The 23,517-nt window shown below is 71.2% G+C and carries 19 protein-coding genes and 1 pseudogene; 16 read left to right on the forward strand and 4 right to left on the reverse strand.

The features are described 5' to 3' along the window. Positions 1-191: 191 nt before the first annotated feature. On the forward strand, positions 192-1,355 hold the full coding sequence (locus OG332_RS31045; protein WP_327416557.1) for a cysteine desulfurase family protein: 1,164 nt from the start codon (positions 192-194) through the stop codon (positions 1,353-1,355). Positions 1,356-1,415: 60 nt separating this feature from the next. Here the strand turns inward: OG332_RS31045 and OG332_RS31050 are convergent, their stop codons facing one another. Further along, positions 1,416-2,108 (reverse strand): N-acetylmuramoyl-L-alanine amidase, encoded by a 693-nt coding sequence (locus OG332_RS31050; protein WP_327416558.1) that lies wholly within the window; start codon positions 2,106-2,108, stop codon positions 1,416-1,418. 60 nt (positions 2,109-2,168) lie between these two features. Here OG332_RS31050 and mnmA point away from each other — a divergent pair, with 60 nt between their 5' ends. From mnmA to OG332_RS31075, 5 genes are all read left to right on the forward strand, one after another. After that, the gene (gene mnmA, locus OG332_RS31055) at positions 2,169-3,299 is read left to right on the forward strand and encodes a tRNA 2-thiouridine(34) synthase MnmA (RefSeq protein ID WP_327416559.1); all 1,131 of its coding nucleotides are present in this window, start codon (positions 2,169-2,171) and stop codon (positions 3,297-3,299) included. A gap of 150 nt (positions 3,300-3,449) precedes the next feature. Beyond that, a complete protein-coding gene (locus OG332_RS31060; protein WP_327416560.1) occupies positions 3,450-4,787 on the forward strand; it encodes an AAA family ATPase in 1,338 nt (445 codons plus the stop codon). Beyond that, a complete protein-coding gene (locus OG332_RS31065; protein ID WP_327416561.1) occupies positions 4,784-5,623 on the forward strand; it encodes an RloB family protein in 840 nt (279 codons plus the stop codon). Before OG332_RS31060 ends, OG332_RS31065 begins: the two co-directional genes overlap by 4 nt. Positions 5,624-5,707: 84 nt before the next feature. Continuing rightward, entirely contained in the window at positions 5,708-8,299 is a 2,592-nt protein-coding gene (locus OG332_RS31070; protein WP_327416562.1) for a type I restriction-modification system subunit M, read from the forward strand. Continuing rightward, positions 8,289-9,515, forward strand: coding sequence for a hypothetical protein (locus tag OG332_RS31075; protein ID WP_327416563.1), 1,227 nt, complete (start codon positions 8,289-8,291; stop codon positions 9,513-9,515). Before OG332_RS31070 ends, OG332_RS31075 begins: the two co-directional genes overlap by 11 nt. Here OG332_RS31075 and OG332_RS31080 read toward each other — a convergent pair whose 3' ends face one another. Together OG332_RS31080 and OG332_RS31085 are read right to left on the reverse strand one after the other, a co-directional pair. Then, complete coding sequence (locus OG332_RS31080) at positions 9,516-9,704, reverse strand: DUF397 domain-containing protein (RefSeq protein WP_327416564.1); 189 nt, start codon at positions 9,702-9,704, stop codon at positions 9,516-9,518. An 11-nt stretch (positions 9,705-9,715) separates the two neighbouring features. After that, a complete protein-coding gene (locus OG332_RS31085) occupies positions 9,716-10,570 on the reverse strand; it encodes a helix-turn-helix domain-containing protein (protein ID WP_327416565.1) in 855 nt (284 codons plus the stop codon). A 284-nt stretch (positions 10,571-10,854) separates the two neighbouring features. Here OG332_RS31085 and OG332_RS31090 point away from each other — a divergent pair, with 284 nt between their 5' ends. The 4 genes and pseudogenes from OG332_RS31090 (at position 10,855) to OG332_RS31105 (ending at position 15,848) form a co-directional block, all read left to right on the forward strand. After that, positions 10,855-11,367 carry an ATP-binding protein gene (locus OG332_RS31090; RefSeq protein WP_327416566.1) on the forward strand — a complete coding sequence of 171 codons (513 nt, stop codon included), beginning with the start codon at positions 10,855-10,857 and terminating at the stop codon, positions 11,365-11,367. Positions 11,368-11,534: 167 nt separating this feature from the next. Then, positions 11,535-11,897 (forward strand): annotated as a pseudogene (locus OG332_RS31095) (hypothetical protein); the annotation flags it as partial. Positions 11,898-11,982: 85 nt separating this feature from the next. Continuing rightward, on the forward strand, positions 11,983-15,069 hold the full coding sequence (locus OG332_RS31100; RefSeq protein ID WP_327416567.1) for a type I restriction endonuclease subunit R: 3,087 nt from the start codon (positions 11,983-11,985) through the stop codon (positions 15,067-15,069). Positions 15,070-15,113: 44 nt separating this feature from the next. Next, the gene (locus OG332_RS31105) at positions 15,114-15,848 is read left to right on the forward strand and encodes a M48 family metallopeptidase (protein ID WP_327416568.1); all 735 of its coding nucleotides are present in this window, start codon (positions 15,114-15,116) and stop codon (positions 15,846-15,848) included. A 19-nt stretch (positions 15,849-15,867) separates the two neighbouring features. Here the strand turns inward: OG332_RS31105 and OG332_RS31110 are convergent, their stop codons facing one another. Continuing rightward, a complete protein-coding gene (locus tag OG332_RS31110) occupies positions 15,868-16,791 on the reverse strand; it encodes an NADP-dependent oxidoreductase (RefSeq protein ID WP_327416569.1) in 924 nt (307 codons plus the stop codon). Between the two features lie 116 nt (positions 16,792-16,907). Between OG332_RS31110 and OG332_RS31115 the strand changes: the two genes are divergently transcribed. The 6 genes from OG332_RS31115 to ligA all read left to right on the forward strand — a co-directional run bounded on the left by OG332_RS31115 (position 16,908) and on the right by ligA (position 23,193). After that, a complete protein-coding gene (locus OG332_RS31115) occupies positions 16,908-17,873 on the forward strand; it encodes a GlxA family transcriptional regulator (protein WP_327416570.1) in 966 nt (321 codons plus the stop codon). 89 nt (positions 17,874-17,962) lie between these two features. Next, on the forward strand, positions 17,963-18,307 hold the full coding sequence (locus tag OG332_RS31120) for a DUF1330 domain-containing protein (protein WP_327416571.1): 345 nt from the start codon (positions 17,963-17,965) through the stop codon (positions 18,305-18,307). Further along, on the forward strand, positions 18,307-19,260 hold the full coding sequence (locus OG332_RS31125; RefSeq protein WP_327416572.1) for a hypothetical protein: 954 nt from the start codon (positions 18,307-18,309) through the stop codon (positions 19,258-19,260). The genes OG332_RS31120 and OG332_RS31125 overlap by 1 nt, the downstream gene beginning before the upstream one ends. A 31-nt stretch (positions 19,261-19,291) precedes the next feature. Beyond that, complete coding sequence (locus tag OG332_RS31130) at positions 19,292-19,981, forward strand: SDR family oxidoreductase (protein WP_327416573.1); 690 nt, start codon at positions 19,292-19,294, stop codon at positions 19,979-19,981. Next, on the forward strand, positions 19,978-20,961 hold the full coding sequence (locus OG332_RS31135) for a methionine synthase (RefSeq protein WP_327416574.1): 984 nt from the start codon (positions 19,978-19,980) through the stop codon (positions 20,959-20,961). Before OG332_RS31130 ends, OG332_RS31135 begins: the two co-directional genes overlap by 4 nt. 30 nt (positions 20,962-20,991) lie before the next feature. Then, a complete protein-coding gene (gene ligA / locus OG332_RS31140; RefSeq protein WP_327416575.1) occupies positions 20,992-23,193 on the forward strand; it encodes an NAD-dependent DNA ligase LigA in 2,202 nt (733 codons plus the stop codon). Positions 23,194-23,517: the final 324 nt, after the last annotated feature.

Consider the following 23,517-nt stretch of genomic DNA (forward strand, 5'->3'; position numbering starts at 1 on the left):
TGCGCCGGGGGCGCCGCCGGGCAACTCCAGCCCCGCCGGCGTTTGAGGCGTGGGGTCTGCGGCGAGCCCCAGGTCTTTGAGCCCGTCGGCGAGGCGCGGGGCTTCGGGGCGGACCCGGGCGGCGGCGGGGCAGGACGGCCCGGGCCCCGCCGGGCGGACCGGCACCGGCGGGCTCGTAGAATCGGGGGATCATGGCCTACCTCGACCACGCCGCCACCACCCCGATGCTGCCGGAGGCCGCCGCGGCGATGACCGCGCAGTTCGCCGCCACGGGTAACGCGTCCTCCCTGCACGCCGCCGGCCGCCGGGCCCGCCGTACCGTCGAGGAGGCCCGTGAGGCCTTCGCCGAAGCGGTCGGTGCCCGCCCCAGCGAGGTGGTCTTCACCGCCGGCGGCACGGAGGCCGACAACCTCGCCGTGAAGGGCCTCTACTGGGCCCGGCGCGACGCCGACCCGGCCCGGACCCGGGTCCTGGCCAGCCCCGTCGAGCACCACGCCGTGCTCGACGCCGTCCACTGGCTCGCCGAACACGAGGGCGCCCGCGTCGAGTACCTGCCCGTGGACCGCTACGGCCGTGTGCACCCCGAGGCCTTCCGGGAGGCCGTCGAGCGCAACCCCGACGACGTGGCCCTGGCCACCGTGATGTGGGCCAACAACGAGATCGGCACCGTCATGCCGGTCCGCGAACTGGCCGCCGTCGCCCGCGAGCACGGGATCCCGCTGCACTCCGACGCCGTCCAGGCCTTCGGGCAGCTCGACGTCCACTTCTCCGACAGCGGCCTCGCCGCCATGACCGTCAGCGGCCACAAGGTCGGCGGCCCCTACGGCATCGGTGCCCTGCTCCTCGGCCGCGACCAGACCCCCGTACCCGTCCTGCACGGCGGCGGCCAGGAGCGGCACGTCCGTTCCGGCACCCTCGACGTGCCGGCCATCGCCGCCTTCGCGGTGGCCTCGGTCCTCGCCGCCGAGCGGCGGGAGCGGTTCGCCACCGAGATCGGCGCCCTGCGCGACGAGCTGGTCGCCGCCGTGCGCGCGGCCGTGCCCGACGCTGTGCTCGGGGGAGACCCCGACGAGCGACTTCCGGCCAACGCCCACTTCAGCTTCCCCGGCTGCGAGGGCGACTCCCTGCTGCTCCTGCTCGACGCCCAGGGCATCGAGTGCTCCACCGGCTCCGCCTGCACCGCCGGCGTGGCCCAGCCGAGCCACGTCCTGCTGGCGACCGGCACCGACCCGCAGCTGGCCCGCGGCACCCTGCGCTTCTCCCTCGGCCACACCTCGACCAAGGAGGACGTCGCCGCCGTGGCCGCGGCCATCGGCCCGGCGGTGGAACGCGCCCGCACGGCGGGCCTCAGCTAGGCGGGGCTTTCCGTACCGGGCCGGGCAGGGGCGGGCCGGGTCAGGCCTGCTCGGCCCGGATCAGACCCGGTCCGCGCCCGGTCCCGTTCCGTCGAGTTCCGAACCGATCATGCGGAGGTAGCGGTCCCAGTCCCAGTGGGGGCCCGGATCCGTATGGTCGGTGCCCGGCACCTCGGAGTGCGCGACGATGTGCCTGCGGTCCGGGCGTATGCCGTAGCGGCGGCAGACGTCGGCCGCCAGCCGGGCCGAGGCCGCGTACATCGCGTCCGTGAAGTCCTGCGGGCGGTCCACGAAACCCACGTGCTCGATGCCGACGCTGCGCTCGTTCATCGAGCGGTTGCCCGCGTGGAAGGCCACGTCCAGCTCGCGCACCATCTGCTCCACGTGGCCGTCCCCGCGGACTATGTAGTGCGCCGAGGCCTTGTGCCACGGGTTCTTGAAGGCGTCCACCGAGGACGCGAAACCGCCCTGCGTGACATGGACGACGATCCTGTCCACCCGGTAGTCGTCCGGCCGGTCCGCGAGGCGCCAGTTCGCCGGTGAGGCCGCCGTCCAGCTCGCGCCCTCGTGGTCGATCTCGCCCTCCTTGCGCGGCTTGGCCACCCCCGGCAGCAGCCACCAGGCCCGGCCTATCTCCTCCCGGCCGGCCACAGCCGCCACCGCGAACACCCCGAGCCCGCCGAACAGCACGGCCCTGCGGGTCCGGCTCGGCGGCTTCTTCTCCGTGTTCCCTTGCTCGACGATGTGATCCACCCCCCGTACGCGATAACGCGCTGTGACCCCGCTCGGTTCCCCCGTACTCTGGACGGTGCTATGACTGAGAACCTGCCGCGCACCGCCCGCCCCCTCCGCGTCCTGGCCGCCATGTCCGGCGGAGTGGACTCCGCCGTCGCCGCCGCCCGCGCGGTCGAAGCCGGGCACGACGTGACCGGCGTCCACCTGGCGCTCTCCGCGAACCCGCAGTCCTTCCGGACCGGCGCCCGCGGCTGCTGCACCATCGAGGACTCCCGCGACGCCCGCCGCGCCGCCGACGTCATCGGCATCCCGTTCTACGTCTGGGACCTCGCCGAGCGTTTCCGCGAGGACGTGGTGGAGGACTTCATCTCCGAGTACGAGGCCGGGCGCACCCCGAACCCCTGCCTGCGCTGCAACGAGAAGATCAAGTTCGCGGCGCTGCTCGACAAGGCCCTCGCCCTCGGCTTCGACGCCGTCTGCACCGGCCACTACGCCACCGTCGTCGAGAACGAGGACGGCTCCCGCGAGCTGCACCGCGCCTCCGACATGGCCAAGGACCAGTCGTACGTCCTCGGCGTCCTCGATGAGAAGCAGCTCGCCCACGCCCTCTTCCCGCTGGGTGACACCCTCACCACCAAGGAAGAGATCCGCGCCGAGGCCGAGGAGCGGGGCCTGGCCGTCGCGAAGAAGCCCGACAGCCACGACATCTGCTTCATCGCCGACGGCGACACCCAGGGCTTCCTCGCCAACCGCCTCGGCAAGGCCGAGGGTGACATCGTCGACGAGACCGGACGGACGGTCGGCACCCACGACGGCGCCTTCGGCTTCACCATCGGCCAGCGCAAGGGCCTGCGCATCGGCCACCCCGCCCCTGACGGCAAGCCGCGCTACGTCCTCGACATCTCCCCGGTGAACAACACCGTCACCGTCGGCCCCGCCGAGGCCCTCGACGTCACCGCCCTCACGGCGATCCGCCCCCGCTGGTGCGGCTCCACGGCCGCCGCCCCGGGCACGTACACCGCCCAGCTGCGCGCCCACGGCGGCGAGACCGAGGTCTTCGCCGAGCTCGTGGACGGCGAGCTGCGCGTCTCCTTCACCGAGCCGGTCCGCGGCGTGGCCCCCGGCCAGGCGATCGTGCTCTACGACGGCACCCGCGTGGTCGGCTCGGCCACGATCGCCACGACCACCCGGGCCGCGGCCGCCGTCTGAGCGGCTGACGCCTGACCCCTCCTCCGTCAAGGCTGTGTGACGGTACGCTGGCGCATTCGTCCGGCAGGTCTTAGGGTGCCCAGTACGGATTACCCGTACGAAAGCGCCTAAGGCGGCGAATCGCTAGCCCGCCTCACTGGGAGGTCGGTCATGTTGCTCAGCTTCCGGGTGGCCAATCACCGGTCCATCCGTGACGAGCAGGAGCTTTCGCTCGTAGCCACGGAATTCAACGAGAGGACCGCCCGCGAGACGGGTACCCGCTCCGACGGCAAGCCCGTGTCGGTGCTTCCCGCCGTCGGGATCTTCGGGGCGAACGCCTCCGGCAAGACCAACATCCTGGATGCGATGCGCTTCATGCGGCGGGCGGTCCTCGAATCCCTGGCCGACTGGGACCGGGACCCGGATGTTCCCGTTCCCCGGGAGCCCTTCGCGCTAGCGGACGAGGCCTCGGACGACACCAGCCTCTTCGAGGTCGAGCTGCTTCTCGGCCGGAGCGAAAAGGTCCGGTACACCTACGGCTTCGAGCTCTCGGATGATCGCGTCGAGAGTGAGTGGCTCCACGCGTACCCGACCGGACGGCGCCAGGTGTGGTTCGACCGTGAGGCTGACAGAGCAGAGGCGGACGGGGGCGAGTTCCGTTTTCCGGGCACCGGCCTGAGCGGACGCAAGGACCTCAAGGACCTCCTCGTCGCCACCACCCGCCCGAACGCCCTTTTCCTGACCGTCGGCGCGGCGCTCAACCATCCCCAGCTCTCCGCCGTCCACCGCTGGTTCCGCGACAACCTCTGGCTCGTGACCACCGGCAAGGACGTGGTGGAGCGCACGGCGTGGACACGCGAGCGGCTGACCGGTAGCCAAGGTGCTGAGATGCGGGAGCGCCTCGTCACGATGCTCGTATCGGCCGACATCGGCGTCACGGGGGTGGAAATCGACCCCGAGACCGGGGACATCCAGCTCCTGCACCGCGGCGAGGGGGACTCCGTCCGCCCGCTGGACTTCTGGAGTCAGGAGTCGCTCGGCACCCACGCCTGGTTCGCCTTCCTCGGCCCCCTGCTGACCATGCTGAACAGGAAGGACGGCGGAGTCCTGCTCGCCGACGAGCTGGACTCCAGCCTGCACCCCGTGCTCGCGGCGGAGGTCGTCCGTCTCTTCCAGGACGAGGACGCCAACCCGCAGCTCGCACAGCTCGTCTTCACCACGCACGCCGCCACTCTGCTCGGCCCCTCGGTCACGGAGCGCCCGCTCGACCGGGACCAGGTCTGGATCGCGGTCAAGGAGGGCAGCGGAGAGTCCTCCCTCTACCCCCTCCTCGCCGCCCGCAAGGCGCGCAATGACGAGAACATGGAACGCCGCTACCTCCACGGTCACTACGGCGGCGTGCCGCGGCTGGCCACGGGCGAGGTCGCCCGCCAGCTCGCCGTACTGGAGCGGCGCCTCGCGCAGCAGGCGGAAACGGAACCGGAGCCGAAGGCGACGACGACAGCGTGAGCAGACCACCCGCCGAAAGCCGGCGTGTCAACCGGCGGAAGGGCCGGAACGAGGCGCCCCGCGCCCTGCGGCGAGACCTGGGTTCCTACCCGGACGAGTCGTCCCGGATCGTCTACCTCGCGGCCGAGGGCGAGCGGACCGAGGCCGACTACATCAAGCTGATCAACGACACCTACCGTGACGGACCGGGAGAGAAGTTCTTCCTGCGCTTCACCCCGGTCAAGAAGGGCCTTCGCCCGGACCAGGTCGTCGACCACGTGATCGCCCAGGCATCGAGCCCGGGTGACGAGAAGTGGGCCCTGTTCGACCGGGACTCCGAGGACAACCGGGACAGCGCCATCCGGGACGCCATGAACACGGCGGCCCTCAAGGGTGTACAGGTGGCTCTTTCCCACCCCTCCATCGAGCTGTGGCTGCTGCTCCACTTCCAGCAGTTCACCAGCCAGGAGGAGGGCCGAAGCGGCACCATCAAGGACCGGCTGCGCAAGCACCCGAAGGCCGAGGGCTTCGCCGAGTACGACAAGAAGTCCGGCGGTCGGGGCAAGGGCCTGGCCGGACAGCGCGGGCAGACGCTCCTCGGTAAGGAGCAGACGGCGGTCGACAACGCCCGCAAGCTCGTCGACATGTGCCCGCATGGCACCTGTTCCGCGAAGAACCTCAGCCTCGACAAGATCCCCGGCCCGGGCACCGAAACGTACGAGGAGTGGAACCGCCGCTCCGGCCACGGCGACGGCTGCGACCCGCTCAAGCGCGACCCGTCCACCGACATGTGGCGCCTGCTCGCCTCGCTGGGCATCGGGACGCGCAAGACCCAGATGCCCGGCCGGGGCCGCTGAGCGGACGGTTTCCTTCAGGCGCCCCTCCCCGACTACGCTTCCGGAGTTCTCCCGAAACTCCCACGGCGTACGAAGGACCGGTGCGTGGCCCGAATCACACTGCCCCAGCTGGAACGGCATCTGTTCTCCGCCGCCGACATTCTGCGCGGCCGGATGGACGCCTCGGAGTACCGCGACTACATCTTCGGGATGCTGTTCCTGAAGCGCTCCTCCGACGAGTTCCAGCCGGAGTGGGAGCGGGTCTACGCGGATGCCCTGGAGCGGACCGGTGACCGGGCGAAGGCCCTGGAGCGGGCCGACGACCCGGACAAGTACCCGCGGATCTTCTACGTCCCGCCCCGGGCCCGCTGGTGGAAGGGCCCGCACGAGAACCCGGAGCAGCCCGGCCACCCCCTGCCGGGCCTGTCCATGCTCGTGGACAAGGTCGGCGAGAGCCTGGACCAGGCGCTGGTGGCCCTCCAGGGCAGCCACAGCCGGCTGGCGGGCGTGGCCTCGCACATCTCCTTCAACGAGATCGTCGGCACCAAGCCCCGCTTCACCAACACCGAGCTGCGCGCGCTCATCCGGCACTTCAGCCTGTACCGCCTGCGCAACGAGGACTTCGAGTTCCCCGACATGCTCGGCGCGGCGTACGAGTACCTGCTCGCCCGCTTCGCCGACTCGGCGGGCCAGCGCGGCGGCGAGTTCTACACCCCGCGCGAGGTCGTCCGGATGATGGTCCGCCTCGCCGACCCGCAGCCCGGGGACAGCGTCTACGACCCCTGCGCGGGCTCCGGCGGCATGCTGATCGCGGCCCACGAGTACGTCGAGGAGCACGGCGGATCGCCGGACGACCTCTCGATCAACGGCCAGGACAAGAACGGCCCCTCCTGGTCCATGGCCAGCATGAACATGGTGCTCCACGGCATCCGCGAGTTCGACCTCCAGCACGGCGACACCCTGACCGAGCCGCTGCACCTGACCCCGGCCGGGCGGCTGAGGACCTTCACCAAGGTGCTGTCGAACCCGCCGTTCTCGCTGAACTACGACGCCGCGCTCGTCGCCGAGGCCGACGAGAAGCACGGCTGGCGCATGAAGTGGGGTGAGACCCCGGAGAACGGCAAGAAGGCCGACCTCATGTTCGTCCAGCACATGGTCTCCGTGCTGGAGGCACGGGGCACGGCGGTCACGGTCATGCCGCACGGTGTCCTCTTCCGCAGCGGCAAGGAGCGCGACATCCGCGTCAAGCTGCTGGAGGACGACTGCATCGAGGCAGTGATCGGCCTGGGCCCCAACCTCTTCTACGGAACGGGTATCCCGGCCTGCATCCTGGTCCTGCGACCCCCGCACCGCAAGCGCGGCGACCGTGAGGAGAAGGTCCTCTTCATCAACGCCGACCGCGACTTCCGGTCCGCGCGCAATCAGAACGAGCTGGGCCCCGAGCACGTGGAGAAGATCGCCACGGTCTTCCGGCACTGGCGCCAGGAGCCGGGCTACTCGCGCGCGGTGAGCCGCGACGACCTGCTGGCCGCCGACGCCAACCTGAACATCCGCCGATGGGTGGACAACTCCCCGCCCGCGGAGCCGCAGGACGTCCGTGCCCACCTGTACGGCGGGGTGCCGAAGTCCGAGATCGAGGCGAAGGCGGAGCTGTTCGCCGCGTACGGCGTCGACTCCTCCGGCCTCTTCGCGGCGCGCGCGGACGACGAGGAGTACGTCGACTTCCTGGCCGAGGGCCCGGAGGCCACGGCGGCCCGCGTCCCGGAGCTGACGGCCCCGAAGGAAGAGGCCCTGCGGAAGACGTACGAGAAGTGGTGGTCGGAGCAGACCAGCCACTTCGAGTCCCTGATCAAGAACCAGCGCCTGATGGTGCTGCGCGAACAGCTGGTGACCGGTTTCACGGACACGATCGGCGCGGCGGGGGTCCTGGACGAGTACACGACGGCCGGCATCATGGCCGACTGGTGGACGGTCACCCGCTACGACCTGAAGGCGCTCGCGGCGGGCGGATACGAGCGGGTGCTCGACGGCTGGGTCGACTCGGTGGAGACCATGGTCGAACCGGTCACGCCGGAGGCGGACGAGCCCGCCGGCGGACGCGGCCGGGGCCGCGCGAAGTCCTCCGTATCGGCCGCAGACCGCCGTCGTGCGATGGACGAGCCGGTGGTCCGGGTGCTGATCCCGGAGTTCCTGGCCGAGGTCTCCCGCGCGGACGCGGCCCTGGCCGCTGCCGATGCCGCCTACAAGACGGCGGTTGAGGAACTGGCCGCCGCCCAGCCCTCGACTCCGAACCCCGAAGGGGACACGGAGGAGGACGAGACTCCGGACCGCACTCCCGTTGCCCCGGAGGAACTGGCCCGCCTGGAATCCGAGGTCACCCGCCGCCGCAAGGAGCGTACGGCGGCGTCGAAGAAGCGCTCGGCGCTGGACGCGCGCTTCCTCCCCGACCTGAAGGCCGCCGCCGAACTGGCGAAGGCGGAGCCAGACGGGGCGCAGCGCGTGGTCCTGGCAGTCATGGACGAGGCCCTGTCCACCCGCCTTACGGCATCGGTGGCCGCCGGCCGCCGCGAACTCGTGGCGTCCGTGCGGCGGTGGGCCGACAAGTACGCCGTCTCGCTGGAAGCCCTGGAGGCGGAAAGCGCGGGCGCGGCGGGGGAGTTCGGGGAGTGGCTGAAGGAGCTCGGCTATGCGCGGTAGCAGGTTCGGGCACGTTGAACTTGGCGATCTTCTCTGCCGTATTGAGGCTGGCAAGAGCCCCATGGCTGATGACGCACCTGCTGGCCAGGGCGAGTGGGGGGTGCTCAAGGTCAGCGCGATCCAGGCCGGCCGGTTCGTCGCGCGGGAAAATAAGGCTGTACGGGATGCGGCACTGATTCACCCAGGGTACGAGGTGCGCCCCGGCAATCTCATCATGACGCGGGCCAACACGGAGGAACTCGTCGGCCTCGCGTGCGTCGCGGTGGCTCCCCCTCCGCGACTGATGCTCAGCGACAAGACCCTGCGGCTTGTCGTGGACGAGTCGGTGGCTGATCCGACGTTTCTCGCCCTCGTGCTGGCCCAACCGTCGCTGCGTAAGCGCATCCGGTCGCTGGCTACTGGTACGAGCGGCAGCATGAAGAACATCGGCCAGGGACAGATTCGGCGTTTGCCGGTGCCCGATGTCCCACTTGGCGAGCAGCGTCGCATCGTTGCCGCCCACAACGCGATCGAGCGGCGCATCGCCGGGCTGGAGCGGGTCCGGAAGAAGTCCGCCATCGTTGAAGCTTCCTTGCTGGCGTCGCCGTTCAGGGGGCAGTGGGTTTCGCTCGGCTCGTGGCTTCGACGCATCGAGACGGGAAATAGCCCGTTGGCTGAGGGAACCCCGGCGGGTGCAGGTGAATGGGGCGTCCTGAAAGTCAGTGCCGTGCAGGCAGGGTGGTTTCAACCGACAGAGAACAAAGTCGTACGCGACCCTGACCTGATCAACCCGGCCTTTTCGGTCAGGCACGGTGATCTCTTGATGACTCGGGCAAACACCGAGGCGCTCGTGGGACTGGCGTGCGTGGCCGAGAATCCTCCACGCCAACTTATGTTGAGTGACAAGACGTTGCGGCTCGTTGTGAAGGAGAACGTTGCAGATCCGCGGTTCCTTGAGGCAGTTCTGGCGACCCAAGGTGTGCGTCGCCAGATCTCAGCAGCTGCTACAGGGACAAGTGGCAGCATGAAGAACATCAGTCAATCCGCAGTCGAGGAACTGCTTGTGCCGGATGTTCCACTCGGTGAGCAGCGGCGGCTGAGCGGGGCGCTCGAAGCGAGTAAGCGGCAGTCGAGTCTTGTGCAGAGGCATGTTGAAAAGCTCAGGGCTGTTCAACGGGGAATGATGGGGAATCTACTTGTTGGGCGATTCCCGACTGCTGGTGGCGACAGGGGGTGATCACGCATTGCCTTCATCGGCGCGCACGTGGCGGATGAAGGCGGACAGCGTGCTTCGACCGACCGCCATTACCCGGTCTGGGTAGACGCTGTCCCGGATGGCTATGCCATCCAGAAGTTCGGCAATCTCCACGCAGTTGTTGCCCCCGCCCCCGCAGAACGACGAGCGCTGCCAGACGATTCCGTTCACCTTCGGGCCTCTCAGATCTTGTGGGCGATCGACTGGATCATCTCTCGGGAGTCGTCCGCTGAAAGCGCGGACTCCTCCATGAGGTCCAGTAGTGAACGGTAGTTGGCCAGTGGAGTCGGCGCATCCACGAATGTGGCGCCGAGCGCCGTGTCCAACTGGACGGTGTCGAGCTGGGGTGCGGGCCCCTCGGCGTACAGGATGGACTGGCCCGCGCCGTGAAAGCCTCCGGCGCTGAAGGGGATCACGAGCAGCGTGATGTGCGGTTCGTCGGCCGCGTCCGCCAATCGCTCCAGTTGCGCGCGGGTGACATCGTGGCCTCCGAACGTCAGTCGAAGAGCGGCCTCGTGGATGATGCCGAGGTAGGGCGTGGGGTTCTCGCCGCTGAGGACCGCCTGGCGACGCATCCGGTGGGCCACACGTAGCTCCACGTCAAGCCGAGACAGCTTCGGCACGGTGAGCTCGAAAAGGGCCCGTGCGTGGTCTTCCGTTTGCAGGAGCCCGGGCAGGTGCACAGTCTGCGCAGTGCGGAGGCGTACCGCGTGGTGTTCCAGTTCGGAGATGTCCAGGTGGCCTTCCGGGAGTTTGCCACGGTACTCGGCCCACCAGTTGGAGGCTCGGCGGCTGCTCGCGATCGAGGCCAGAGCGTCGACCAGGTCGGAGTCCGGGCACGTGTAGTGGCAGGCCAGCTGCCGCACGCGGTCCTCGCTGACGGTGGTGCGTCCGGCCTCGATGTTCGACACCATCGTCCGGTCCGCGCCGAGCATCGACGCGGCGTCCTGGATCGAGACGCCTGCCTGTTCGCGAAGGCGGCGTAGCTCCGTGGCCAGGCGGCGCTGGCGGCCGGTAGGGGCGTTCCTTGCTGCCATGGGTCCTCTCTCGTGCGCGCGGACAGTCTGACAGTCCGTCGAGCAGCGGTCTAGTGAGTGAACTTCCAGTTCACTCATTCGTGAAATCTGACTCATATGTGAGTCGGAATGGCCTACGTTGTGAGGCAAGCCGCAGTGATCTTCGCTCCTGGGCCGTCGGAAGCGCACCGGACCCCGGGCCCCGCCAAGGGCTCGGTACCGGCAAGCCACCGGCACGGCTCAGGCGTTGCGGACGCGACACGTGGCCGACGTAGATCCCTCACGCCGCACATGGAGGTGCCCGCGTGACACGCGAAACGGACAGCATCCGAGCCGGGACGGCGGCCCCGCCGCCGATTGCCTTCGTCGAACCCTGGGAGTACGAGCTCCACTTCCCCCGGGACCCCCGCGCACCCGGCATCGCGCGGACCACCCTGCGGGCCGTGCTCGACGCGCACGGGCTCGACGAACTGGCCGACCGAGCCGAACTGTTGGCCTCGGAGCTGGCCACGAACTCCGTCCGGCACACCGAGGGGCCCGCCTCCGTGCGGCTGCGCTGGATGTGCCCCGTGCTGCGGGTCAGCGTTTCCGACTCCAGCCCGGTGTTCCCGATGGAGGTCCCCGCCGCGGTCGCCTGGGATGCCGAGCGCGGCCGGGGGCTGGCCATACTCGAACTCGTCGCGGACCAGTGGGGCGGCTGCTGCCTCGACGAGAAGCTGTTCGGGACCGGCGGCAAGACCATCTGGTTCGAGCTGAGTACCGGCAAGGGCGGGCCCGACGCGCCCCCACCCCCGGCAGCCGCCGCCCTCGCGGCCTGAGTATCGGCCCCCGGCGCGCTCCAACCCCGTAGGTAAAGTGGCCCCTACCCCTGTTCGAGGTTCGACAGGGGCGGGGAGCGACGTACGCACACGGGGCGGGGAGACCAGCGATGGGGCAGCCGGAGTACGACAAGGTCGAGAGGCCGCTCATCGACCAGCTGGTCGCCATGGGGTGGAAGCACCTCCAGGGCGCGCCGCCGGGGAAGCCGGTGACCGACCCGGCGCGGTCCGGGCGCGGCTCGTTCACCGAGGTGGTCTACGCCGAGCGGTTCCGCGCCGCCGTGGCGCGGATCAACCCGGACGCCCACGGCAAGCCTTGGCTGACGGCTGCCCAGTTGGACCACCTGCTCGCCCTGCTCCTGGGCACCGCACCCGGCCAGGGCCCGGCCGGGCGCGGAGTCGCCGGGAACCTGGACGTCACCCGGATGCTGCGCGAGGGGATCAACGCGCGCACGCTCCCGGGATGGACCGAGGGGGACCCCGAGCACGTACGACTGGTGGACTGGCAGGGGGAGTTCGCCGAACTGGGCGACGCGGGCACCGGCAACGACCTGCTCGCCGTCTCACAGTTCAGGGTGGAGCGCCGCGACGGCCCCCCCGGCGATCCCCGACGTCGTGCTGTTCGTCAACGGCCTGCCCTGGGTGGTCGTCGAGTGCAAGGCCCCGCTGGCGAGCCCCGGGGAGAAGCGGTTCACCATCGACTGGGCCGTCGACGACGTGATCGGCTACGCGGGGGTAGAGGCGCCCGAGCCCGTCACCGAGTTCGTGCGCTTCGCGCAGGTGCTCGTCGCCACCGACCGGGATCACGCCGAGATCGGCACCATCAGCGCGGAGGCTGCGCACTTCGCGCCCTGGCGGACCGTGTACCCGGCCCGGCAGGAGACGGTACGGAAGGAAGCCGCCGCACCCGACAGCCGACGCGAGCTCCACGCGCAGGAGACGCTGGCCGGCGGCGTGCTCCGGCCCGCGCACCTGCTGACCCTGGTCAAGGACTTCACCACCGAGGCGGGGCGCGGACCCCGCACGGTCAAGGTGGTCGGCCGCTATCAGCAGTTCCGCGCCGTCCACAAGATCGCGAAGCGGCTGCGCGACCGGCACGCTGCCCTGGCCGGGGGCCTGGACGTCGATCAGCGCGGCGGGATCACCTGGCACACCCAGGGCTCCGGCAAGTCCCTCACCATGGCCTTCCTCGTCCGCTACCTGCGCAGCAGCCGGGACCTGGCCCGCCACAAGGTCGTCGTCGTGACCGACCGGAAGGACCTGGAAGCGCAGATCCGCCAGAGCCTGGCCGCCGCCGAAGAGAAGATCTACCGGGCGCGCTCGGTGAAGTACGCCCGCAGCTATCTGAGCCTCGACGTCCCCGACCTCGTCCTCGTCATGCTCCAGAAGGCCCGCCGCGACGACAGCGCCGACGACGGCCGGGACGAGGTGCTCGCGCAGGACCCCGAAGGACGGGACCGGCTCCACAACCGCGTGGCTAACGCGAGCTCCGACATCGTCGTCCTCGTCGACGAGGCGCACCGGGGGCAGAGCGCCTGGCAGCACGCCCGGCTGCGCGCCATGCTGCCCAACTCCGCCATGGTCGGATTCACCGGCACGCCCATTCTCGGCGGGGCCCGCAAGACCACCGAGGACATCTTCGGCTCGTACGCCGACACCTACACGCTGCGGGACGCCGAGATCGACGGGGCCGTCGTCCCCGTACGGTACGAGGCCCACGAGGTGAACCTGGAGGTGGTGGAGAAGGCCGCGCTGGACGCGGGCTTCGACGCACACGTCCCCGAGGATCCCGAGCAGCGGCGCCGGGTGCTGCGGCGGTTCGGGCGGAAGAAGGAGGTCCTGGAATCGCCCGCGGTGATAGCCAGGAAGGCCGAGCACATGGTGCGGCACTGGGCGGCAGGCGCCATGCCGGACGGATTCGGCGCGCAGGTCGTCGCCGTGTCCCGGCGCGCGGCCGTGGCGTACCGGGAGGCCATCTCGAAGGCGCTGAGCCGTCTCGTGGCGGACCTCGACGGGCTGGGCGGCGACGCCCACGACCCCGCGCCCGCCCCGGAGGGCGAGGCCGACCTCCTGCGGCTGCTGCGCTACCGCGACGTGCTCGCCCAGGTCGAAGCCGCCGCGGTCATCTCGGCCTCGCCGAAGCGCGGCCAGGGCAAGGACCCCAAGGACTGGGACGTGTGGACCCGGCCGAGCAGCCAGAGCGCGCACATCGACCGCTTCCGGCGCGGGGTGAAGGTGCCCGATCCGTTCGAGACGAGCGACGATCCCTCCTGGACCGCCCACACGCACGGACGGCCCGGGGGAGGGGCGCGCACGGGGGCCCGGACCTCGGCCCACGACCCCTGGGACGGCGGCGCGGGCGGGGACCGTGAGGACGCCGGGCGGCGGCCCCGCGCCGAAGAGGCCGAGCGTCCCCTCGGGTTCCTGGTGGTCACCTCCATGCTGCTCACGGGCTTCGACGCGCCCGTGGAACAGGTCCTCTACCTCGACCGGCCGCTGTTCGGCGCCGGTCTGCTCCAGGCCATCGCCCGCACCAACCGCCCCTACCGCAACAAGCACTGGGGCCAGGTGGTGGACTACATCGGCGTCGGACCCGAGCTGGCGAAGTCCATGACCGACTACGAGGAGGCGCACCTGAAGGCCGTCCTCGGCTACGAGAACGTGTCCTTCGACCACCTCGACCCCGACAGTGGCGCGGAGCAGCCGGCCACGGGCCGGATGTGGCTCCAGACCGACGCGGCGGCCGAAGCGCTCCTCGCGGACCTCTTCAAGCGCCTCGGCGACTTCCTGGCCGAGCGGGGCGCGGGGCGGCTCGCCGACGAGGAGCAGCGCGAGGACCTGCTGGCGGCGCTGGAGGACCCGCTGCTGCGGGGCGAGTTCGACGAACTGGCCCGGGACTTCTTCAACGCGCTGGGCGCCGTCCTGCCCCGGCCGTTCGCGCTCCGGTACGAGGCCTTCGCCGCGAGGCTGGGTGAGGTGCAGTACCTCGCCCGCGCCCGCTACCTCGACGGCCGGGACCAGTTCAGTCCGCGCCGCTACGGGGCCAAGGTGCGCGCGCTGATCGCGTCGCACCTGAAGGCGAACGGCATCGTGGAACGCGTCCCACAGGTGGAGCTCGGCGCGCCCGACTTCCTGGAACGGGTCGACGCCAACGCCGACCCGCGGGCGCGGATCTCGTACCTGACCAGCCGGATCCACACCCACATCACGGCCCGGCTGGAGACGGACCGGACACGCTACGAGGTCTTCAGCGAGCGCATGGAGGCCGTCATCCGGCGGATGGGAACGGACTTCGAGGAGGCCGCCGCGGCCCTGGCCGGGCTCGCCGACGAGGTCATCGCCTCCGAGCGGGACGGCGGTCAGGAGGCGGGGGCGGGCCTCGACCGCTGGACCGAGAGGCCGGTGTACGCCCTGCTCGCCCGCGAGCTGGACGCGGCGGGCGGGTCGCTGGTGCCGGACGGGACCGACCTCTACCAGGCGGCGCGCGATGTCACCTGGAAGATCGCGGGGCTGGTGCGCTCCCCGAACTTCACGACGCTGCCGGACGCCCAGAACCGCGTACGCAAGGAGCTGCGGATCTATCTGGAGGAAGAACTGCACGTCGACTGGAGTGCGACCGGACCGGTGGCCGGCCTGCTGGTCGAGCTCGCGCTGCACCGGCACGGCGACTTCCTGCGCTACCCGTCGCGCCACGACGGCTGAGCCCGTGCCGCCGGACTGTCCGAGCCGGGTGGTAGGAATGCCGGGTGAGTACCTCGGTCCAGCAGGCGATCGCCGCACTACCCCTCCCCGAGGGGTGGAGCTGGCGCGTCGAGTCCCGCCCCCGGCGTCGGACCCTGGGCATCGACGTCACGCCGGATGGGGAGGTGCTCTTCGCCGTACCGGCCGACGCGGATCCGCGAGCGGTGGCCGCAGCCGTACGCTCCCGGCTGCCGCGTCTCGCGGATGAGGTCCGCCGCCGCCGTGCCCGCCCTGCCGAGCCGGTCAAGGAACTCGTCGGCGGCAGCAGCTTCCCTTACCTCGGGCGTCGGTACCGGCTCAGACCGGTACCGGCGGCCGAGGGCGCGTGCGTGCGGCTGAGAGCCGGATGGCTGGAGCTTCCCGAGCCCGCCACGCCTTCGGGTGGTTCAGAGGCCCTGGCCGCCTGGTACATCGAGCGCGGGCAGCGGTGGCTCACCTCCCGGATGCCCGCGATCGCCCTCCGAGTGGGGGTGCGGCCAGCCGGGGTCAGCGTGCGCGACCTCGGGGAGCGTTGGGGCTCGTGCGGCCCCGACGGGCTGATCGCCGTGCACTGGGCCGTCATGCAGTTGCCCGCGACCCTGGTCGATTTCGTCCTCGTGCACGAGCTGTGCCACGTGAAGGTGCCGGGGCACGGTCCCGCCTTCCGGCGAGAGATGGGTCTGGCCCTTCCCGGGTTCGAGCATCGCGAGGAGCTGTTCGCGCGGGATGAACCGTTTCTGTGGCGCGGGGCGGTCCGGTAAGCCCAGGTGAATCCGGTGCTCAGGCGACGGTCAGGACGATCTTGCCGGTGGTGCGGCCCAGTTCGCCGATCTCGTGGGCCTTCGCGGCCTGCTCCAGCGGGAGCACCGTGTCGACCAGGGGCCTCAGCAGGCCCTGCTCGACCAGGGCCGCGATCTCCCGCAGGCCCTGCAGGTCGGGCTCCACGAGGACCCAGGAGGCGTGCACGCCCTGCGGGTCGGCCGGGAGGGAGTCGGGGCCGGGCAGGGTCACCAGGTGGCCGCCGGTCTTGAGGACCTTCAGCGAGCGCTGCGTGTAGTCCCCGCCGATGGCGTCGATCACGACGTCCACGTCGGCGACGGCGTCCTCGAAGTCCGTGGTGCGGTAGTCGATCACCTCGTCGGCGCCGAGCTCGCGCAGCAGCTCGTGCTTGCCGGCGCTCGCGGTGCCGATCACGTACGCGCCGCGGGCCTTGGCGATCTGCACCGCAAGGTGACCCACCCCGCCGGCCGCCGCGTGCACCAGCACCCGCTGCCCGGCGCTCACCGCGGCCGTGTCCACCAGGGCCTGCCAGGCGGTCAGGGCGGCCAGCGGCAGCGCCGCGGCCTGCACGTGGTCCAGCGCGGCCGGCTTGGGGGCGAAGTGCCGGGCGGGAGCCGTCACGTACTCGGCGTACGCGCCGGCCTGCTGCGGGAAGCGGGGCATCCCGTAGACCTCGTCGCCCGCCCGGTACAGGGTCACGCCCGGTCCCACGGCCTCGACGGTGCCGGACACGTCCCAGCCGACCGCAGGCACCGGGCCCCAGGGGATCAGGGCGCCGCTCTCGCGCGTCTTCCAGTCCACCGGGTTGACTCCGGCGGCGTGGACCCGGACCAGGACCTCGCCCATGCCGGGCTCCGGACGCTCGGCCTCGGTCTCGACGAGGACCTCGGGTCCGCCCCACTTGCTGATGACGACAGCGCGCATGACATGTCTCCTTGCTGGGTTCCTGCCGGCCGGTGTCCCGGCCGGTGACCTCACTCTCTCCGCTCGCCGACCCTCGCAGTATTGGCCGTACGGCCACCATGTGACAGGATCTGGCCATGCACCGGATCGCCGTACTCGCCCTCGAAGGCGTCCCCCCGTTCGAGCTCGGGATCCCCTCCCGGGTCTTCGGCAACGCCTTCGACGAGGCCGGGAACAGGCTCTACGAGCTGACCGTCTGCACCGCCGACGGACAGCCGGTGACCAGCGACGCAGGCTTCACCGTCGGCGTCTCGGCAGGCCCCGAAGCCCTCGCCGCGGCCGACACCGTGGTCATCACGCCCACCCACGCCATGGACGAGCTCGCGCACGGCGCGCCCCTGCCGCAGCCCCTGACCGACGCCCTCGCGGCGATCCGGCCCGGCACCCGGCTGGTCTCCCTCTGCACCGGCTCGTACGTCCTGGCCGCCGCCGGACTGCTCGACGGCCGGCCCGCCACCACGCACTGGCTGCACGCGCCCGAGTTCCAGCGGGGCTTCCCGCGCGTCCGGCTCGACGAGGAGGTCCTCTTCGTCGACGACGGCGACATCCTCACCTCGGCCGGCGTGGCCGCCGGCGTCGACCTCTGCCTCTACCTGATCCGCCAGGACCACGGCACGGGCGTGGCCAACCGGGCCGCGCGGCTCTGCGTGGTCCCGCCCTGGCGCGACGGCGGCCAGGTCCAGTACATCGACCGCCCCGTCCCCGACCCGACCGTCGCCACCACCACCGCCACCCGCGCGTGGGCCCTGGAGCGCCTCGCCGAGCCGGTCACCCTCGGCGAACTGGCCGCGCACGCCCGGATGAGCCTGCGCACCTTCACCCGGCGGTTCCGCGACGAGGTCGGCATGACCCCGGTGCAGTGGCTCACCGCGCAACGCCTGGAACTGGCCCGCCACTTGCTGGAGTCCAGCGACCTGTCGGTCGACCTGGTGGCTCACCGGGCCGGCTTCGGCTCCGCCAACTCCCTGCGCCAGCACATGCGGACCACCCTCGGCGTCTCCCCGATCGCCTACCGGCGCACCTTCCAGCCGGCATCGGCATGACCTGCGGGGTAATCGCCGCGGGAGCCGCGCGCTGACAGGATCGGACCAACGGGCCCGGACCGACGGGCCGGTCGACAGGGGAGCAGACCATGACCGCGTACGCCATCGCCCACATCCGGCCCGAGACGATGAACGAGGACATCCTCCGCTACATCGAGGAGATCCAGTCGACCATGACACCCTTCGGCGGCCGGTTCCTCGTCCACGGCGCGGAGGTCGAGGTCCTGGAGGGCCCCTTCCCCGGAACCGTCGTCATGATCGGCTTCCCGGGCATCGAGCAGGCCCACGCCTGGTACGCCTCCGACGCCTACCAGGCCATCCTCCCGCTGCGCACCGACCACATCGCCGGCGAGGTCATCCTCGTCGAGGGCGTCCCCGCCGGATACGACGCCACGAAGACGGCCGCCGGCCTGCGCGCGGCGGCGGGGCTCTGATGAACCCCGCCGTCTACATTCTCGGCGGACCCGACGGGTACCGCGCCATCACGGACGACTGGGGCGCCGCCAGCGTGGACCTCGACCTGCTGGCCGGCCCGGACACCGTGATGGTGCTGATGGGCCGCGCCTCCGCGTACGGACAGCCCTTGTCCGGGACCGGCGAAGGCGACGACGACGTCCAGGCGGGCGTCCTCGTGGACCCCGAACGCAAGGTCCTGCTGTTCTTCGCATTGGAGGGCCCCTCCGTCGAGATGCGCACCCGCCGGGCCACCCTCGCCCTCGTGCGCGCCGCCTGGCCCGGCTGGGACGTGCGCTGGGCCTACGGCGGCCGGACCGGCCTGCGCGCCTACGCCGGCCTCGACCCGGCGGACGACCCCGACCGGGACAAACGCGTGTGCGAAAGTGACTTGTCCGAGACGGACGGCGTCGCGCTGCCGTACCCGAACCCCGAGGTCACCGTGGTGACCCTGGACGGCGCAGACCGCTGCCACCTGGTCTGCTACGCCTTCGACCACCCGGTGATGTACGGTCCGGCCCTGCTCGACTGGCTGGCCGCGACCACCGACCACGGGGCGTACCACGAGCTCGCCGTGGCGGGCCTGCACGTCGACACGGAGCGGCGCCGGGTCGGCTGGTGGCTCACCAGCCACCAGATCCACCACGACACCGCCGCTGCCCGCTGGCCCGGCTGGACCGTGGAGTTCTGGGAGGACCGCTGGGCCGCGCACCGCACAGCCTCCGGCGGCCGCTTCGACCCGACCGAACCGGACGACGCCGGCGCGCTGACCGACGTACGGGACGCGGCGCTGCAGCACTGGACGCCGATCCGCCATGACCAGGACGGGCTCCCCTGTCTGGCCGGCCTGGACCACCGGGGCCCCGTCTCCCGGCAGGGCCCGGCCGCCCGCGCGGCAATCGAGGAGGCGTACCGCTCGGTCACCGGGGGCTGACGGGCACCGGCGGGGTGCGAGCATGGGCGGTATGGCTACTCACTTGATCACCGGTGCCGGATCCGGCATCGGCGCGGCCGTCGCGGCCCGGCTGCACGCCCGCGGCGACGACCTCGTCCTCCTCGCCCGCGACGCCGCCCGAGGCAAGCAGCTCGTCGAGCGGTACCCCGGGGCGCGGGCCCTCGTGGGCGACCTCGCCGATCCCGACCGGCTCTCGTGGGCCTTCTCCAAGCAGGCGATCCCCGAGCGGATCGACTCCCTGCTGCACGTCGCCGGGATCGTCGACCTCGGACCGGTCGGTGAGCTCCGCCCCAAGACCTGGCACCAGCAGCTCAACGTCAACCTGATCGCGCCCGCCGAGGTCACCCGGCTGCTGCTGCCCACCCTGCGCGCCTCCCGGGCCACCGTCGTCTTCGTGAACTCCGGCGCCGGCCTGACCGCCCACGCCGACTGGAGCGCGTACGCCGCCTCCAAGCACGGGCTGAAGGCCCTCGCCGACTCGCTGCGCGCGGAGGAGAAGGCCAACGGGATCCGCGTCACCTCGGTGTACCCGGGACGGACCGCCAGCCCCATGCAGGCCAAGGTGCACTCCCAGGAGGGCAAGGAGTACGACCCCGCCCACTGGATCGACCCCGAGTCGGTGGCGACCACCATCGTCATGGCCGTCGACCTGCCGCGCGACGCCGAGGTCAACGACCTGAGCGTCAGGCCGGGCCGATGACCGCGAGCGCCACCGGCGTCGGTTCGCTGCCCGGCGGCGACGCCCGCGAGGCCGCCAAGACCGTCACCGGCTCCTTCGAGGAGTTCCCGTACCTCCCCGAGCTGCCCGCCCGCGGGCCCGGCGCCGACATGATCGGCCGTTCCCTCGGACTGCTCGTCGACATGTACGCGCACGTCGAGCCCAGTGGCTGGCGGATCAGCGACCGCCCCGGACGGGACTCGAAGCGGGCCCGGTCCTGGCTCGGCGAGGACCTCGACGCCCTGGAGGAGTTCACCCAGGGCTACACCGGGAAGCTCAAGGTCCAGGCGGTCGGCCCGTGGACGCTGGCCGCCGCCCTGGAGCTGCACGGCGGCGAGGCGATGCTCCAGGACGCGGGGGCCTGCCGGGACCTGGCCGGATCGCTGGCCGAGGGGCTGCGCGACCACCTGGCCGACGTGCGCAAGCGGATCCCCGGCGCCGACATCGTGCTGCAGTTCGACGAGCCGTCCCTGACGGCCGTCCTGCTCGGCCGGGTCCGCTCCGCGAGCGGCTACCGCACCTACCGCGCCGTCGACCGGCAGGTCGTCGAGGGCACGCTGCGCGACCTCTTCGCCGTGCACGACGGGGACGTGGTCGTGCACTCCTGCGCGCCCGAGGTCCCCTTCGGACTGCTGCGGCGAGCCGGAGCCACGGGCGTCTCGTTCGATTTCTCGCTGCTCACCGAGCGCGAGGATGACGCCATCGGGGAGGCCGTCGAAGGCGGTGTGAAACTCTTCGCCGGAGTGGTGCCGGGCACCGACGGCCCGTTGTCAGAGCCTGCCGGTAGCGTCATGGGTGTCAGGAAGCTTTGGCGCAGGCTGGGGCTGGCCCCGGGGACTCTGGCGGAGTCCGTCGTGGTCACCCCGTCGTGCGGTCTGGCGGGCGCCTCGCCCGCCTACGCCCGCGCGGTGCAGGCGCATTGCGTCAGGGCGGCGAGGTCGCTCGCCGACAACCCTGAGTGACGGTCGAGACGGGGCACGGGAGGACACGGCATGGCAGCCGAACAGCAGGACACGGCAGTACCGGCGGCGGTGCGCGAGCAGCACCAGCTGCTCGCCGAGCAGGTCGAGGAGCACCGCTTCCGGTACTACGTGAGCGACCAGCCGGTCGTCAGCGACGCCGAGTTCGACAAGCTGCTGCGCTCGCTGGAGGCGCTGGAGGAGCAGTTCCCGGAGCTGCGCACGCCCGACTCGCCCACCCAGAAGGTGGCCGGGGCGTACGAGACGGACTTCGCCTCCGTCGAGCACCGGGAGCGGATGCTCTCCCTCGACAACGCCTTCGACGACGAGGAACTGGCCGCCTGGGCCGAGCGGGTGGCCCGGGACGTGAACACCTCGGACTACCACTACCTGTGCGAGCTGAAGGTGGACGGCCTCGCCGTCAACCTCACCTACGAGCACGGCCGGCTCACCCGTGCCGCCACCCGCGGCGACGGCCGCACCGGTGAGGACATCACGCCCAACGTCCGCACCATCGCCGAGATCCCGGACCGCCTCAAGGGCGACCGGATCCCGGCCCTCGTCGAGATCCGCGGCGAGGTCTACTTCCCGATGGAGAAGTTCGAGGAGCTCAACGCCCGCCTCGTGGAGGCGGAGGGCAAGCCCTTCGCCAACCCGCGCAACGCCGCGGCCGGTTCGCTGCGCCAGAAGGACCCGAAGGTCACGGCGAGCCGTCCGCTGCACATGGTCGTCCACGGCATCGGCGCCCGCGAGGGCTTCGCGATCGAGCGGCAGTCGCAGGCGTACGAGCTGCTGCGCGGGTGGGGCCTGCCGACCGCCCGGCACAACAAGGTGGTCGCCTCCCTCGCCGACGTCCGCGCGTTCATCGCGGAATTCGGCGAGAACCGGCACTCGGTGGAGCACGAGATCGACGGCGTGGTCGTCAAGCTCGACGAGATCGCGCTGCAGGGCCGGCTCGGGTCCACCGCGCGCGCCCCGCGCTGGGCGATCGCCTGGAAGTACGCCCCCGAAGAGGTCAACACCAAGCTGATCGACATCAAGGTCGGAGTCGGCCGCACCGGGCGCGTGACCCCGTACGCGCAGGTGGAGCCGGTGACGGTGGCGGGCTCGGAGGTCGAGTTCGCCACGCTGCACAACCAGGAGGTCGTCAAGGCCAAGGGCGTGCTCATCGGGGACACCGTCGTCCTGCGCAAGGCCGGCGACGTCATCCCCGAGATCCTCGGACCGGTGGTGGACCTGCGGGACGGCAGCGAGCGGGAGTTCGTGATGCCCGCCGAGTGCCCCGCGTGCGGGACGGCGCTGCGGCCGATGAAGGAGGGGGACATCGACGTCCGGTGCCCCAACGCCCAGACCTGCCCCGCCCAGCTGCGCGAGCGGCTCTTCTACCTGGGCGGCCGGCAGTCCCTGGACATTGAGAACTTCGGCATGGTGGCAGCGGCCGCGCTGACCGGCCCGCTGGAGCCCGCCGAGCCGCCGCTGCTCGACGAGGGCGACCTCTTCGGCCTGACCATCGAGCAGCTGCTGCCCATCAAGGCGTACGTCCTGGACCCGGACAGCGGTCTGCCCAAGCGGGACCCGAAGACCGGCGAGGAGAAGATCGTCACGGTCTTCGCCAACCAGAAGGGCGAGCCGAAGAAGAACGCCCTGGCGATGCTGGAGAACATCGCGGCCGCCAAGGAGCGCCCGCTCGCCCGCGTCATCAACGGCCTGTCGATCCGTCACGTCGGACCGGTCGCGGCGGAGGCCCTCGCCCGCGAGTTCCGGTCGATCGAGCGCATCGAGCAGGCCACCGAGGAGGAGCTGACCGCCACCGACGGGGTCGGGGCGATCATCGCCGCCTCCCTCAAGGAGTGGTTCGCCGTCGACTGGCACCAGGAGATCCTGCGCAAGTGGCGGGAGGCCGGGGTGCGGATGGAGGAGGAGGGTTCCGCCGAGGAGGAGGGGCCGCGGCCGCTCGAGGGGCTGACCGTCGTCGTCACCGGCACGCTGCAGAGCCACACGCGGGACGGCGCGAAGGAGGCCCTGCAGAGCCGCGGGGCCAAGGTCACCGGCTCCGTCTCGAAGAAGACCTCGTTCGTCGTCGTCGGCGACAACCCGGGATCCAAGTACGACAAGGCCGTGCAGTTGAAGCTGTCCATCCTCGACGACGCCGGTTTCGCGGTGCTGCTGGAGCAGGGACCGGACGCGGCGCGTGAGGCCGCGCTCCCGGTGGACGGCGAAGGCGGAGCGGAGTAATACCGAGCAGTACCGGGGAAAGTCCGTGAGGGGAATCGCCGAAGGGGAGTAGCGAAGACGAACGGATGCATGGCGTGCGGCCGTACGGGCGGGCGCACGCCAGGCGCGGCGGACGGTGGTAAACGGCTGGTACAAGGCTGGTCGCAGGGCGGTGACCTGTCGGATCATCGGATGGGTGACGTGGGGGGCCCGGTCCAAACTCACCCGTTCGGCGGATACCGTACTGATGAGGATGGCTGGGTCGCATTCGGGCAACCACTGCCGACCGCTGCCCCTGGGAGCCTCCCGCGTCCTACTGTTGAGGGGTGCGCCCGTCGTGCACGG

Origin of the sequence: Streptomyces sp. NBC_01233 (assembly GCF_035989305.1) — a bacterium.
Classification (GTDB): domain Bacteria; phylum Actinomycetota; class Actinomycetes; order Streptomycetales; family Streptomycetaceae; genus Streptomyces.

Bases quoted from the DNA above. Each gene is read 5' to 3' on its own strand.
- mnmA (WP_327416559.1), top strand. From the start codon at position 2,169: ATGACTGAGAACCTGCCGCGCACCGCCCGCCCCCTCCGCGTCCTGGCC.
- OG332_RS31110 (WP_327416569.1), bottom strand. From the start codon at position 16,791: ATGCGCGCTGTCGTCATCAGCAAGTGGGGCGGACCCGAGGTCCTCGTC.
- OG332_RS31120 (WP_327416571.1), top strand. From the start codon at position 17,963: ATGACCGCGTACGCCATCGCCCACATCCGGCCCGAGACGATGAACGAG.
- OG332_RS31135 (WP_327416574.1), top strand. From the start codon at position 19,978: ATGACCGCGAGCGCCACCGGCGTCGGTTCGCTGCCCGGCGGCGACGCC.
- OG332_RS31075 (WP_327416563.1), top strand. From the start codon at position 8,289: ATGCGCGGTAGCAGGTTCGGGCACGTTGAACTTGGCGATCTTCTCTGC.
- OG332_RS31125 (WP_327416572.1), top strand. From the start codon at position 18,307: ATGAACCCCGCCGTCTACATTCTCGGCGGACCCGACGGGTACCGCGCC.
- OG332_RS31115 (WP_327416570.1), top strand. From the start codon at position 16,908: ATGCACCGGATCGCCGTACTCGCCCTCGAAGGCGTCCCCCCGTTCGAG.
- OG332_RS31060 (WP_327416560.1), top strand. From the start codon at position 3,450: ATGTTGCTCAGCTTCCGGGTGGCCAATCACCGGTCCATCCGTGACGAG.
- ligA (WP_327416575.1), top strand. From the start codon at position 20,992: ATGGCAGCCGAACAGCAGGACACGGCAGTACCGGCGGCGGTGCGCGAG.
- OG332_RS31045 (WP_327416557.1), top strand. From the start codon at position 192: ATGGCCTACCTCGACCACGCCGCCACCACCCCGATGCTGCCGGAGGCC.
- OG332_RS31130 (WP_327416573.1), top strand. From the start codon at position 19,292: ATGGCTACTCACTTGATCACCGGTGCCGGATCCGGCATCGGCGCGGCC.
- OG332_RS31085 (WP_327416565.1), bottom strand. From the start codon at position 10,570: ATGGCAGCAAGGAACGCCCCTACCGGCCGCCAGCGCCGCCTGGCCACG.